At 35.5% G+C, this 15,305-nt stretch carries 9 protein-coding genes; 7 read left to right on the forward strand and 2 right to left on the reverse strand.

Translation table 11 applies throughout. The annotated features are described in order from the left end of the window. Positions 1–41 precede the first annotated feature (41 nt). Together H602_RS0116565 and H602_RS0116570 are read right to left on the reverse strand one after the other, a co-directional pair. The gene (locus H602_RS0116565) at positions 42–3,686 is read right to left on the reverse strand and encodes an ABC transporter permease/M1 family aminopeptidase (protein WP_026979021.1); all 3,645 of its coding nucleotides are present in this window, start codon (positions 3,684–3,686) and stop codon (positions 42–44) included. Then, the gene (locus H602_RS0116570; RefSeq protein ID WP_026979022.1) at positions 3,686–4,564 is read right to left on the reverse strand and encodes an ABC transporter ATP-binding protein; all 879 of its coding nucleotides are present in this window, start codon (positions 4,562–4,564) and stop codon (positions 3,686–3,688) included. Before H602_RS0116570 ends, H602_RS0116565 begins: the two co-directional genes overlap by 1 nt. Positions 4,565–4,965: 401 nt before the next feature. Between H602_RS0116570 and H602_RS0116580 the strand changes: the two genes are divergently transcribed. The 7 genes from H602_RS0116580 to thiL all read left to right on the forward strand — a co-directional run bounded on the left by H602_RS0116580 (position 4,966) and on the right by thiL (position 15,181). Then, positions 4,966–7,371, forward strand: a complete 2,406-nt coding sequence (locus H602_RS0116580) for a TonB-dependent receptor (protein ID WP_026979023.1) — start codon at positions 4,966–4,968, stop codon at positions 7,369–7,371. Positions 7,372–7,384: 13 nt separating this feature from the next. Further along, a complete protein-coding gene (locus H602_RS0116585) occupies positions 7,385–8,740 on the forward strand; it encodes a hypothetical protein (protein WP_026979024.1) in 1,356 nt (451 codons plus the stop codon). A gap of 107 nt (positions 8,741–8,847) precedes the next feature. Next, complete coding sequence (locus H602_RS0116590) at positions 8,848–10,326, forward strand: ankyrin repeat domain-containing protein (RefSeq protein WP_026979025.1); 1,479 nt, start codon at positions 8,848–8,850, stop codon at positions 10,324–10,326. Positions 10,327–10,388: 62 nt separating this feature from the next. After that, complete coding sequence (locus H602_RS0116595; RefSeq protein WP_026979026.1) at positions 10,389–10,874, forward strand: DUF2271 domain-containing protein; 486 nt, start codon at positions 10,389–10,391, stop codon at positions 10,872–10,874. Positions 10,875–10,882: 8 nt separating this feature from the next. Continuing rightward, positions 10,883–13,081, forward strand: a complete 2,199-nt coding sequence (locus tag H602_RS0116600; RefSeq protein ID WP_026979027.1) for a PepSY domain-containing protein — start codon at positions 10,883–10,885, stop codon at positions 13,079–13,081. Positions 13,082–13,090: 9 nt separating this feature from the next. Then, on the forward strand, positions 13,091–14,062 hold the full coding sequence (locus H602_RS0116605) for an FAD:protein FMN transferase (RefSeq protein WP_026979028.1): 972 nt from the start codon (positions 13,091–13,093) through the stop codon (positions 14,060–14,062). Between the two features lie 69 nt (positions 14,063–14,131). Then, positions 14,132–15,181, forward strand: coding sequence for a thiamine-phosphate kinase (thiL, locus tag H602_RS0116610; RefSeq protein WP_026979029.1), 1,050 nt, complete (start codon positions 14,132–14,134; stop codon positions 15,179–15,181). Positions 15,182–15,305: the final 124 nt, after the last annotated feature.

Raw genomic sequence — 15,305 nt, forward strand, 5'->3', positions numbered from 1 at the left:
ATTATACATTTGAAGGGTTTGTTGCTACTATTATAACGGTACTATAACTTCTTACGGTTGTCGTTAGAATCAGTGTCTATTAATTTATTGTAGGGATCAACACCCACTTCTGTTGGTTTTTCTTTTACAATTATGGAAACTTTATTACTGATTTTATCAATTTTATATTTCTCATTGTACAATTCATTTTCCAACTCGTACGCTCCTTTTTTAATCTTTTCACCAAAGACACCTACTTCGATGTAATCATTTAAAGGATAGGATTCGATGGTAGGTTTGCCATCATAGGTCAAAGTTTTACCTTTTTCATCCGTAAATATTTTCTTTCCTTTATCCGAAGATCGGTATTTGGAAACCAAGAATGTGATGTCCACTTGGTACGTTCCATCTGCCAATTTCTTTGACGTTACTTTTTCAACTTTGTTGTCGTATAAAGTTATGTTTGCAAACATGTCGTCTATTAAATACTGGTATTTCTCCGGTGTTCCGCGACGGATGTGCTGTACAAATTCAATCGAGTTGGTGTAAGGTGCTTCCTGAAACGCGTACTCTTTTACATATCCTTTTAAGATGTTGTTGAAATTCTTTTCGCCTAAGTAATCACTCATCGCATAAAGCACTAATGAACCTTTCTGGTAATGAATGTACTGTTGGTTTTCATTAAACATCAATGCATTTTCATTTTTCCATTCAAAAGTTCTTCCTTGTAAATAACCGTCAAGTGCATCTTTCAAGAAGCGACGCATTTGCGCTTTACCATACTTTTGCTCTAAAACTTTAAGCGAACTGTATTCTGAAAGTGATTCCGACATTAAAGTGGCTCCTTTTACGTTTGCACCAATTACTTGATGAGCCCACCATTGGTGCGCCATTTCATGTGAAATTACAGAGAAAGGATAATCCACGGCATTGGGATCTTCTTCGTCTACTTTGGCAATAAAACCAATCGCTTCAGAGAACGGAATGGTATTGGCAAACGATTGTGCAAAAGTTCCCATCGTTCTTGGAAATTCAATAATTCGAGCTTGCGTATGTTGGTACGGGCTGAAATTTTCTGAATAATACGTTAACGAACGTTTCATGGCATCAATCATTCGGTCCAAATTGTACTCGTGACCTTTGTGGTAGTAAATTTCTAGATTTACATTGTTCCACTTGTCTTTTCGCACTTCATATCTACCGGAATTAAAGGCGTAGAAATTCAGCATTTTTTTATCCATTTTATAATGGAAATAGCGTCTTCCGTCTTTGGTCCATTCTTTTTGAAGGTATCCTGGAGCAATGGCAATTTGATCATCAGAAGTACTCACTGTAGTTTCAAAGGTAATCCAATCGGCATTATCTGAAATGTACGTGTTTTGACGCGCTTTTAAATCATCAGTTGCCGCCATGCGTTCTTTTGCAGGCAAGTTGTACTTTTTACGTACTTCATTATCGCTCAGTTCTGAATCGGCAGAATAACCAAAAGAAGGAAACATACTGTTGTTTAAAAATGTCCCGTTTTCAATAACGGGCGATTTGTCTTCTAAAAATGTATTCGGACTGTTTTTAACTTTAAAATTTACAACCAGTGAGTCTCCCGGAAGCAAAGCTTTGTCCAGTTTATAGATGTCAAAATCATATAAGGTATCGTTAGAAACCAATTGGTTTTTTACATCAAAAGAAATCGTTTCTAAATTCCGACCGTGATTGATAAAGATCGAATCAATATTCGTCTCGGATTTGTTTACCATAATGTATTTCACACTTGCATCATAGTTGCGTTCTTTTGGAAAAATATTCATCGCTACATTTACATCTACAATGCGAGGTTGCGCATGATTCTGATACTTCTTGTATTTCTTTTCAAAATCCACGCGCTGCAGCTCCAATTCTTGACTGGAATAATAAGGCTCCTCTGCTGTATCGTGTTGGTAAATAACCGTTCCTAATCCAACAAATGCCGCTAAAGCAATTAAGGAAGGAATCAAGATAGCAGGTTTCATGCGTCTTCCGGCAATTTGCAAACGTTCTTTAACGCTAGACAATATCCCTCTTCTGAAGAACAAAAGTGTAATACCGTACAAAAAGGCAATAAAAAGCAACCAATAGATTTTATAAATAAAGTAGCCGCGGAACGTTCCATATTGGTCCATATCCGAAAAGCTATAGCCTTGACTTGAGTTAAATCTGAAGATAGGATGTTCAATTCCCAAAGAAGTAATTGCGGGAAGCGCTAGCAACAATACTAAAATCACAAAGAAACCTACCAAATAATTTTTGAAAAACGATTGGATAAAAAGCGAAAATCCAATTAAAATTATAAAACTAATTAATTTGAATCCGAAGAGTTCTTTTATATAATGTAGGATTTCAAAGTTGTAATAACCGTAATAAACTTGCACCAGCATACAAGAGATCATTCCTAGGAATAAAATGACGATGGTCATTCGCAATAGGGCCAAAAATTTAGACAGTAGTAATGTCCAGTTTGGAATTGGCGTAGAATCCACCAAATTGTTCATTCGACTGGTGACCGCTAATTGAATTAAATAGCCCGAGAACAAAAAGATCAGTATCGTAATGAAAAAATTAAATGTACCTCCCAATAAATCCAATACTTTCCATGTAACCGGATACGTACTAGTTCCAAATAATTCTTGACCTAAAGTTGCGCCAGAAATCAGTACAAAAAGAACGAGAATGGCTGCAATGGTAATGAAAATCCAGTTTCTAGTAATCAATCGCAACTCAAAACTAGAAATGCTCCAAGCCGTTTTTAGGTTTTGTATAAAGGAATAATCAAAACTTACTTTTGGTAGATTAATATGAATTATGCTTCCAAAATTGTTTTTTACAATGCGTTCAGCTTTCTTTTTTCGACCAAAAGTTAAAGGCGAATGTGTAAATGAAAATGTAAAGTACAAGCCCACAAAAACCAGCATTGAAATACCAATCCAGATCAAACGGTTGTAAAGGATAATTTTTGCTAAAGGGATATTATTGATATTTTGCTCCTCGATAGTCCAATATTTGGTCACGTATTCTAAGGCACTCATTCCGTACGGTTCAAATAAGGCAGCCGTGTATTGATTTTCCATGTCGTTGGTAAGATTCCCCAACAAGGCTTGGATAATAAACAATAAAATAACAAAGATAAAACCGATATATACATTTCGCGTAAGCGTTACCAAAGCAAAAATGATGGTTCCAATAAAGAAAATATTAGGAATTACAAAGATGACATACGCTTGAAAGTAGGACCAAATGTTGATGGGACCCAATAAACTTTCATTAGCAAAAGGCAAAACCGTGGCCAATAAAAAGCCCAATCCAATACTGAAGGTAATGATGATGGTGATTAAAAAACCACTCAAAAACTTCCCGACCAAATAATCAAATTTATTGAACGGATACGAAAATAAAATGGTATGTGTATTGTATTTAAAATCCCTGTAAACGGTAGCACCAATTACGGTTGGAATGATGAAATACACCAGTTGTGACAATCCATTTAAAATGGCATTTATAGCGATTGGCGAATTGACAATCGTGTTAGAAGCGGTAGTAGCTCCTAAAAAATCAAAGTATCCCGTTGCAGAAGCCATGATAAAAAAGGCAATTACAAAGAATAAGGCAAAGTAAAGATAAAAAGATATGTTTCCGAACCATCTTTTAAATTCGAATGAAAATATGGTGGCTAGCATTATACAAGTTCTTTTTTAAGTGCGACAAAATAAACGTCTTCCAATCCTGGTTTTGCAGAAACAAAGGTTTCATCCGGTTGAAATTCACTGTGAACGCGTATGTTTAAAGTATTGTCTTGGTTGTAATTAGACGAAATAATATTATATTTTAAAGAGAAAGCTTCAAAATCGGCGCGTTCTACAATGCGCATCCAGAGTTTGCCTTCCAATTCTTTTTCTGCAGCGTCAGGAGTTCCTCGGTAGAGAATTTGACCGCCGTTTAAAATAGCCAATTCATGACACAATTCCTTCACGTCGTCCACAATGTGTGTAGAAAAAATAACGGTATGGTTGGTTCCAATTTCGCGCAAAACATTTAGAAAACGATGGCGTTCTGCAGGGTCCAAACCAGCGGTTGGTTCATCCACAATAATTAATTTAGGATTGTTTAAAAGCAATTGTGCAATTCCAAAACGTTGTTTCATTCCACCAGAATAGCCAGAAACACTTTTATGACGCACGTCCCAAAGATTGGTAACTTCCAATACTTCTTTAATAATTTTCTTACGATCGGAAGCAGTAGAAATACCTTTTAGTCGAGAAAAATAGTCCAATAATTTTTCAGCCGACATGTTGGGATACACGCCAAATTCTTGTGGTAAATAACCTAAAATTTTTCGTAAAGACATATTGTCTTTTAAAATGTTGATGCCGTCAAACTCGATGCTTCCAGAATCAGGCTTTTGTAAAGTGGCAATCGTTCGCATTAAGGAAGATTTTCCAGCACCATTAGGTCCTAATAATCCAAACATTCCTGTTCCAATTTCTAAATTTAGATTGTCCAATGCTTTAACGCCGTTTTTATAGGTCTTACTTAAATTAGTTATTTTTAGTTTCATAATGTACTATGATTTGATTTGTTAGTGGCTGTATTTTAATGATAAGTAGTAAAAATGTTAATATTGTTACAAAAAAAAGCACTTTATATTTAATTTTTATAGGAGATCATTGTATCATATTTTATCTCGTAGTAAAAGTGGATGCGATTGTATGTTCAAAAAGTTTGACGATGTAAAATACGCCATTGCATAATAGTAGGTGTTTTGAGTTTTATAAATAGTTTTTTGCTATGTTTCTTAACAATCATAAAGTGTTTTTCGTTTTTTACTATTTTAAATACTACTATTCCTATTGCCAAAAGTGTAAAAATATAGCATAATTATAATTCTAAAAACTTTCTAATTTTATTATTTGTAAATAGTCTAAATAAACTTAAGTTTGCCAAAGCAATATTTTAGTTATGTTTAAGTCGGGATTTTTAGTGATTTTTATCTTTTTTGGAATGGCGGTTTTGGCACAAAGTGGAACCATTTCGGGAACCTTGGTTTTTGAAACGAATGAACCGGTAACGGATGTATTGGTTATGATTCAAGGAACTCAAACCTCGGCAGTCGCAAACGAAAAAGGTGAATTTACGTTTGCTAATATTCCTTATGGAAAATATGTTCTGGAAACCAATTCAATGGATGCGCAGTTTGCTATGCAAAATGTAGAGGTAAACAGCGCCACTATAAGTGTAAGAATTACTTTAAAGAAAAAACAGCACGAACAATTAAGCGAAGTGGTAGTTACGGCACTAACCCACAAACAAAAAATAGAAAATAAAGGTTTTGCAGTCAATGTTATTGATACTAAAACTGCAGCGCTTCGAAATTTACAAACCAATGAGTTGTTGAGTCGTTCGGCTGGGGTGCGAATTCGTCAAAACGGAGGTTTAGGTTCAGAAGTGCGTTATACTATTAATGGATTAAGCGGAAATGCCGTTCGTATATTTATAGACGCTATTCCAATTTCTACTTATGGATCTTCTTTTGATCTCAACAGTATTCCACCCGCCATGATTGAACGAATTGAAGTGTATAAAGGAGTTGTTCCCGGGTATTTATCTGATGATTCATTGGGTGGCGCGATCAATATAGTCATGAAGAGTTCCTACAGAAATAATATAAATGTAGCTGCTTCTTACGGTTCTTTTAATACGGCTCAAACTAATTTTAGCGGACAATACCGTTTTGATAAATCAGGTTTGACCGTTAAAGCTTCTGCTTTTTTAAATTATTCTGATAACGATTATGAAGTGTACGGAAAGAATGTATATAACATTTTACCAAACGGACAATACGATTATGTACGTGCGAAGCGCTTTAATGATCAGTTTCGCTCTCTGGGAAGCGTTATCGAAGTTGGTTTTAAAGATGTAAAGTGGGCAGATCAATTTTTTATCGGTTTCACCACTTCTGATTCGTATAAAGAAGTGCAGCACGGTACGTTTATGACCACGCCTTATAAGGGTAGATTTCTAGAGTCGGATGCTAATTTGCTGAACCTTAATTATAACAAAAAAGGAATTTTTGTAAAAGGATTGGACCTGAATGTACAAGGAATTTTTGGTGAACGACATAGAACAGTAAACGATACGGTCAAATACAATTACAACTGGTTTGGCGAAAAGAGTTTAGATTTAAATGGAAATCCAATTCTCCGACCTTTAGGAGCTCAACAAGGAGCGCCAACAATTACCAATATCAACAGAAAAGTGGCCTCGCTTCGTACAGGATTATCGTATAGTATTAATGAGAACAATACCATTTTAATAAATCATCTGTTTTCAATGTTGGATAGAACAGACGATGATGAGTTAAAATCAGTTTTAGAACGGAAATTTTTTGGAACAAGAGATTTGACAAAGAACATTCTTTCCTTGAGTTATGAATTTACTGCTTTTGAAAACCGATTAAAAACAACGCTTTTTGGTAAATATTACCAACAAAATATTGACCGCATGAACCCAATTGTGACTAACATCAATGGCGTTCAGACCCGTGTGGAAGATATCGTGAGCAGTAGCGTAAATACAGACGGCTACGGAGTTGCGTTTTCTTATGCATTAACACCTCAAGTTTCACTTTTAGCTTCTGCCGAAAAAAGTGTACGATTGCCAGATGAGAATGAAGTTTTTGGAGATGTAGGAGACAATATCGCCGAAAATCCAAATATCCGACCAGAAATCAGTAAGAATTTTAACGTTGGTACACGTTTGGGAAGTTTTAGATATAAAAAGCATGAGGCAACATTTACCGTAAATGGTTTTGTAAGAAATGTAACGGATCGAATTGGAATTCCAATCCAAACGAGTTTAAATTCAAACGTGCAAACCCTGCCTTATGTGAATCAAGGAAATACAAAATCTACTGGTTTTGATATGGAGTTGAACTACTCATTCAAGAAAAATTTGAGTGTTATTATAAATGCTTCCAAATTTGATCTTACTACTAAAGACATTACTGGAAATGAATTTCAACTTCCAAACGAGCCTTTCTTTACCGCAAATGCAAGTGTTCAATACACGTTAAAAAATGTACTGAGCAAAGATGCACAGCTGAATTTGTACTATAATTTCATGTTTGTAGATCAATTCAGTTACATCAGAACATTGTACAGTAATACTTCAGGGACTGATTTTTTTGATGTTCCGCAACAGTTTTTGAACGATTTTGGCGTAAGCTACGTTTTTCCAAGTAAAAAGTACATCATTAGTTTTGATGCAAAAAATGTTTTTAACGAACAAGTTTTTGATAACCTAGCTGTTCAAAAACCGGGTAGAGCGTTCTACTTGAAATTTAATTATGTAATCAACAATTTATAAATCCTACTCTATTATGAAATCAAAAGTTTTAAAATTTGTCACCTTATCTGCATTGTTTAGCACCTTAATTTTTACTACAAGTTGTAGTAACGATGATTCGGCAGGAGGAACCACAGAGCCGCCAATTAGTGAAGGCAGATATATAACTATAGCTGGTGCCGTTATGGGAACTACCGATCCAACACCTGGAGATGGAAATGGAGGAACAATTGTATATTCAATCAGTACAGAAGATGCAAAAGACCCGAGTAAATTTTATGATGTTTTTGAGAATGGCTATTTAGTTCCTTCCAATAGAACGGCTCGTTTACAATCATCACAAGACGGTAGCACACTTTTTAACATTGCGTATGGTGGTGCAAACGGTGGCGAATATTCAAAATATACTGTGGGTGGAGGTAAAAATTTCGCTCCAATTGGTTCATTGGTAAATATTTCGCAGTATGCTGGAACTTCACCAAGATGGGCAAAATTATTTGACGGAGATAAAACAGGAATAGCTGTAAACGTTTCTACACCAACAGTGGTTTCAGAATTAGACGGTACCTACATCAGAACGAGAGGAACAGGAACCGTATTGTCTATAGATTTAGTGAACTCTGCTATTTCTCAAGTTAAGACTTACGAAATTCCATTAACAGCTGCTGAAGAAAGTGAAGGTCATCATATTTTTAGATTAGACGCTCCGGTGTTAAATAAAGCTGGAAATAAATTAATTATTGGTACTTGGATGCGTAAAACGGATACGAACACAGGATTAAATCAATCAGAATTTACACGCTTAGGTTCAAAATCAGTAGTAGTAGATTATCCATCTCTAAATAATCCAGTAATTATCAATTCAACAGTGGGTTACGGCGACACGAGTGGCTACAGAAGTTTTAATGCATTTTTAGCAGACGACGGAAATATTTATCAAGCTACACAAAGAGATTCAGAAGGATCACACTTTTTAAAAATCAATCAAAGTAATGCGTATGACAACTCTTATGTTTTTAGTTTAGACGCTGCTTTAGGAGTTAATGATACGTATATCGAAAGCTGGAAATATGCAGGAAACGGTAAAGCAATTGTAGCTTACACGTACGAAAGTGCAGCAGTATCTACCTTGTCAGGACAATCACAAAGTTTTTTAGCACTTGTAGACCTAAATGCAAAAACGGCTCAAAGAGTTGAATTGGCTTATGATACAGATTTGTATTTATTTCAATACCAAGGCTTCGTAGTTGACGGATATGATATTTACGTAACATTAGCGCCAGTTGGAAAGGATGGTAGAATTTACATCATCAACAGCCAAAGTGGTGCAGTGACTCAAGGGGCAAAGTTAATTAATAAAGCAGGAAATCACTTCTCTGGTGCTTTCTAAAAGTTTCCCTAAAGTTGTACATATACTAAATTTCGTGCTGTACTTTTGCGGCACGAACTAGTAAACCAAAATAAGATTAGTTGTAATTCTTTCAAAATTATAAGAATATGAAAAAAATAGTGTTTATCGTACTGTTATTAACAGCAGGAATTTCAAATGCACAAAACACGTTGTTAAGTGCTGATTATTGGAAAAAAAATCCGGAATTGACTGCCGTCCAAGCTGAAATTAAAAAAGGGAACAATCCGGCTGAAGCAAACAGAGGAAATTTTGATGTGGTAACAATGGCCATCAATAACGGTGCTTCTCTAGAAGCTACTGTATTTCTAATCGAGCAAGAAGGAAATCATGTTAGCAAATTGACACATGATGGTCGCATTTATTTACATTGGGCAGCCAGTAAAGGAAACGTACCCTTAGTAAAATACCTTATAGAAAAAGGTTCAAACATCAATGCAACGGATGATAAAGGGGCAGCTCCACTTCCTTTTGCTGCTGCAAACGGTCAAGCTGATCCTGCTATTTTTGAACTATTTTTTAAAGCTGGAATAGATCCAAAACAGAAATTTAAAAATGGTGCTACGTTGTTGCACCTTGCTATAGCTAACGATTCAGATTTGAAATTATCAGAGTACCTTTCCACAAAAGGACTTTCTTTAAAAGACAGTGATGATTTGGGGAATACTACTTTTAATTATGCTGCGAAAAGCGGAAATATTCAATTGTTGAGGTCGCTGCACAAAAAAGGAATCAAATTTGACGGCAGAGCGTTAATTAATGCTTCGCAAGGCACACGATATACTTCAACATCCTTAGAGGCGTACCAATATTTGGTTGAAGAATTAAAAATTGACGCAAACGCTTTGGGAGACAACGGAGAAAACGTCTTGCATAATTTGGTAAAAAAGCAAAAGCAAGAAGAAGATATTGCGTACTTTTTAAGTAAAGGAACCAATGTGAACCACCAAGATAAAGACGGAAATTCTGTTTTGATGAATGCTTCAAGAGCAAGTGTATCGGTAATCCAATTGTTTTTTGATAAAGTAAAAGATGTAAATGCAGTTAATGCTAACGGACTTTCAGCATTGCATTTTGCCGTTGAAAATGGATCTTCAGATGTGGTTGCTTTTTTAATTCAAAAGGGTGCAAATGTTAATCTGACTGATAAAAAAGGGAACAACTTGGCCTATTATTGGATTCAATCGTATAAGTCTCAGTCATCAAATAGTGATGCAAAGGATGAATTTCAGACTAAATTTGACATTTTAAATAAAGTAGGCTTGAATTTTACAAAGCCACAAAAAGACGGTAATACGTTATACCACTTAGCAGTTGCAAAAAACGATTTGAATCTTTTTCAAAAATTGGAAAAAAGAGGAGCAGACATCAATGCGATTAATGCAGACGGAATGACCGCTTTACAAAAAACCGCTTTGACCGCAAAGGACGATGTGATTTTAAAATACTTAATTGCCAACGGAGCTAAAAAAGATACAAAAACAGAATTTGATGAAACGGCGTATGATTTAGCATCTGAAAATGAAGCATTGATTGCAAGTAAAATTTCAATAGAATTTTTAAAATAAATGAATGAGGATTTTCTGAAAAACTTCCTTTCAGAAAATTCTTTTTCTATAAAAACAAAACCATGAAAAACAGTTTAAAAATAGTAGTAGTTGCCATTTTAGGATTAGTAGTCAATTTTCAAGCCTCTGCTCAAGAAGCGAAATACAAATGCATGATTCAAATGTCAAATTATGAAGGATTAGAAGCCTATGTCGTAGTTTCGTTGATTGATGCAAAAGGCAATTCTGAAAAAACATTATACGTGATGGGACCAGACAAGCAATGGTACAATGGCTTCAAGGATTGGAACAAGAAATTAGGTAAAAAGAAAGAAAACTTAAATGCAATGACGGGCGCTTCAATTGCTGCAGGAGACCGAAGCATTACGACGTTCTCAATTGATGAATCCAAGTTCAATAAAGGCTATAAATTGCGTTTTGAAACGGCTGTGGAAGATGGTAATAATCACTTTCAGGATGTTGAAATTCCTTTGACAAAAGAGGGAATCACTGTAAAAACAGATGGGAAAGGGTACATTCGCTATGTAAAGCTTAATAAAGTTCAGTAACGTATCACATGACAGTATCAATTTGGAGATATGCACATTTGATGCTGGCACTTTTAGCATCGGTGGTTCTAGTTGTGGCGTCGCTAACTGGTGTTGTGCTTGCAATTGATACCGCGAACGAAAAAATAAGTCCGTACGCAGTAGAAAATTTCGACACGTTAACGTTGGATCAAATTTTACCCAAATTAAGAAAAACGTATCCTGAAATTTCTAACGTTTCTGTAGATTACAATCAGTTTGTGTCACTTGAAGCCTATGATAGTGACGGTAATGAAGTGAAAGGATATATCGACCCGATTTCTGGTAAAATCTTGGGAGATAAAATAGAGAAAAGCGAGTTTGTTCAATGGAATATTGCATTGCATCGTTCTCTTTTCTTACATGAAACAGGTCGATTTGTTGTGGGTTTTGCGTCCTTTCTGTTCTTTTTAATTGCAATTTCCGGAACTATTTTATTGGTTAAGCGCGAAAACGTATTTAAAAATTTTTTCCCTAAAAAAAATAACGATACGCTGGCACAATACCTCCACGTTTTGACGGGGAAAATCATGTTGATTCCGATATTGATCATTGCTTTGACGGGAACTTATTTATTTTTGCTTCGATTTGAAATCATCCCAAAGCAGCAAGTTAAATCAGTAACTTTTGTTGAAAACAGCCAACTTCAAAAACTCCCTTTAAGTGATTTTCCTGTTTTTAAAGAAGTAAAATTGTCTGCGGTTTCCAAAATCGAATTTCCTTTTATGGACGACGATCCAGAAGAATACTTTGTGTTGAAATTGGAAGATAGAGAAATAACCGTTCATCAGTTTACAGGTCAAATTGTTCAGGAAACAAAATATCCATTTACACAATTGGCAGAAAAGTTCAGTTTTGACTTGCATACAGGGCAAACTAATTTGTTTTGGGCAATTATTCTGGCGGTAGCCTCTCTTTCTGTGCTGCTTTTTATTTATTCTGGATTCAGCATTACGTTAAAGCGTACAAAAACAAAAATTAAAAATAAATTCAAAGCCAATGAGTGCGAATACATTCTTCTAGTTGGCTCTGAAAACGGCTCCACTTTGGGTTTTGCCAATCAAATACACCAACAATTGCAAGCAAATGGTAAGAAGTCATTCCTCACGGATATGAATCACTTTACTCATTTTCCGAGTATGAAAAATTTGGTTGTATTTACGTCAACGTACGGTTTGGGCGAAGCACCTGCAAATGCCACGAAGTTTTTAAAATTAGTAGATCAATTTCCACAAAAGCAAATGGTGCATTATGCTGTTGTAGGTTTTGGATCAAAATCTTACCCTGATTTTTGCGAATTTGCCATACAGGTTGATAAATTTTTAGCCAATCAAATTTGGACGCAAAAGGCACTTGATTTGCATACGGTGAACGACAAGTCTGCGGATGAATTTGTAAAATGGGTTGATGGTTGGGCAAATTTAAACGGACTTGCTATTGCTACCGCACCTTCTTTATACAGTCAAAAAGTACCAAAACTGAAGAAATTTAAAGTGTTAGATCGTGCAGAAATAACTTCAGACGATGTAACAACGTTTCGAATCAGTTTAAAACCTTCAGGAATGGTACGATTCAAATCAGGAGATTTATTGGCAATATACCCAGAAAATAATGCGGTAGAACGCTTTTATTCGATTGGGAAAGTCAATACTGCTGTTCAACTAATTGTTCGTTTACATCCAAAGGGTTTGGGCTCACAATTTTTATACGATTTAAAACCGGGTCTTGAAATCAAAGCACGATTGATTAAAAATTCAAATTTTCATTTTCCAAAAAAAGCTCGAAAAGTAGCGCTGATTTCAAATGGAACCGGAATTGCACCTTTCTTAGGAATGGTAGATGAAAACAAAAATAAGGTAGAAACGCACATGTATTGTGGTTTTCGTCAAGCGAATGAACTCACAAATCGGTATGCGGAAATAACCCAAAACTACCTTGTAGACGGAAAACTCAGTGCTTTTCACCTTGCATTTTCGCGCCAAGAACAGCCACAATATGTGATGGATTTAATCCGGGAAGACGCAATTTTCTTTATTGAATTACTGAAAAATAAAGGTGTGGTACTGATTTGCGGTTCGTTAAATATGCAGCGCGATGTGGAAGCAACACTAAATTTAATTTGTAAAGAAAACAGTGAAGATTTTGAAAATTTCAAAGCTAAAGGACAAATTCTATCTGATTGTTATTAATTGAAGCGTATGAAAAGGAACCCACTCATAGTTACAATATTCACGCTGTTGTTTGGCATTTTTGCTTCGGCTCAAGTACAAGAAACAAAAACGACAAACTTGATGGGAAGCGTTTTTCAGATAACAATTGTAGACAAAGACAGTAGCGCTGCTCACGAGAAAATTGAGAAAGCGATTAATGAAATAGAGCGTATTGAAAACTTAATTTCAGAATGGAGGCCTCAAACACAAATATCCAACGTCAATAACAGTGCAGGAATTTCCGCTGTGAAAGTGGACAGTGAAGTTGTAGCAATCACCCAAAAAGGACTTTATTTCAGTGAAATTACCAAAGGTGCATTTGATCTTAGTATTGTTGCCATGGATCGCATTTGGAAATTTGACGGAACAATGACGGAATTGCCTTCAAAGCGAGAAATAAGAAAGTCTATTGCAAAAGTAAATTACAAAAATATTTTTTTAGACTCAAAGAACAGTACGATTTTCCTTACTGAAAAGGGCATGAAAATGGGCTTTGGATCTATTGGAAAAGGATATGCCGCCGATAAAGCTCGTACGTTGATGCAAGCACTTGGCGTGAAATCCGGAATGATAAACGCTGCGGGAGACATTGCCACGTGGGGAACACAAATGGATGGCGAACCATGGCGAATTGGCGTCAATAATCCTTTTGAAACTGGCGAAACCATTGAAATTCTTGAATTTTCATCAGATAAGGCGGTGACCACTTCTGGTAATTATGAGAAGTTTGCCGAAATTAAAGGTAAACGCTATTCGCACATCATCAACCCTAAAACGGGAATTCCGTCTACAGATCTTACTAGCGTAACAATTATCGGTAAAAGTGCCGAAATGTGTAACGGTTTTAGTACTTCTATTATGGTTTTGGGTCGTAAAAAAGGCATAAAATTGATGCGCAAAAATCCTGAATACCATTATATTATTCTTACAAATGACGGAAAAGTAATTAAGAATTTTTGAGTTAAAAATAATAGTTAGTTAACTCATCAGAGTTGTATCTTTGCCATTCTAAAAAATCCCAGGAAAACAATGATCGAAGATAAAAATCAGCAGCGTACCAGTCTTTCTCAATTAGGTGAATTTGGTTTAATAGACCATTTGACTCAAAATTTTAAAATTGTACAACCTTCTACTTTAAAAGGAATTGGAGATGATGCTGCCGTTTTAGATTTCAAAGATAAAAAAGTAGTGGTTTCTACGGATTTACTCATTGAAGGCGTTCATTTTGATTTGGCGTACATGCCTTTAAAACATTTGGGTTATAAAGCAGTGGTAGTTAATCTATCGGACATTTGTGCGATGAATGCCAAGCCCACTCAAATTACAGTTTCGGTAGCGGTTTCAAATCGTTTTCCTTTGGAAGCGTTGGAGGAATTGTTTGAAGGAATTACTTTAGCAGCAGACGGTTTTAAAGTGGATGTTATTGGTGGTGATACTACTTCTTCACAGAAAGGCTTAATCATCAGTATTACGGCAATTGGTGAAGCGGATGCAGATGAAATTGTGTACCGTGACGGAGCTGGAGATACTGATTTGCTAGTGGTAACAGGCGATGTAGGTTCAGCTTATATGGGACTAAAAGTCTTGGAGCGCGAGAAACAAGTTTTTATGGTGAATCCAAATTCGCAACCGGACTTGGATTTATACGCTTATTTAGTCGAACGTCAATTGAAACCTGAAGCCAGAACGGATGTTCGCACTTTGTTTCACGCCTTGGAATTGAAGCCAACCTCTATGATTGATATTTCTGACGGACTTTCTTCAGAGATTATTCATTTGTGCAAAAGTTCGAAAGTGGGTTGTAATTTATACGAAGACAAATTACCTATTGATCCGCAATTAATCAACGTGTGCGAAGAATTTAATATTGATTCTACCACAGTTGCTATTAATGGTGGTGAAGATTATGAGTTGCTTTTCACCATTAAAATGACTGATTTTGATAAAATAAAAGCCAATCCGCATTTTACAATCATCGGTCACATGACCCAAGAAAGTGAAGGAATTCATTTGATCACACGTGCCAATACTAAAATTGAATTACGAGCTAGAGGTTGGGATGCTTTGCAAGAGGAATAGTTTTAACATTGAAATATATTACAAATCCTTTTTTTGAACCATTAAGATATTAAGAAAATTAAGTCTTAATGCAACTTAATATCTTAATGGTTTAGGAATTTTTTTTGTTGCAATGGGTGTAAAA

Origin of the sequence: Flavobacterium tegetincola DSM 22377 (genome assembly GCF_000425485.1) — a bacterium.
Classification (GTDB): Bacteria; Bacteroidota; Bacteroidia; order Flavobacteriales; family Flavobacteriaceae; genus Flavobacterium; species Flavobacterium tegetincola.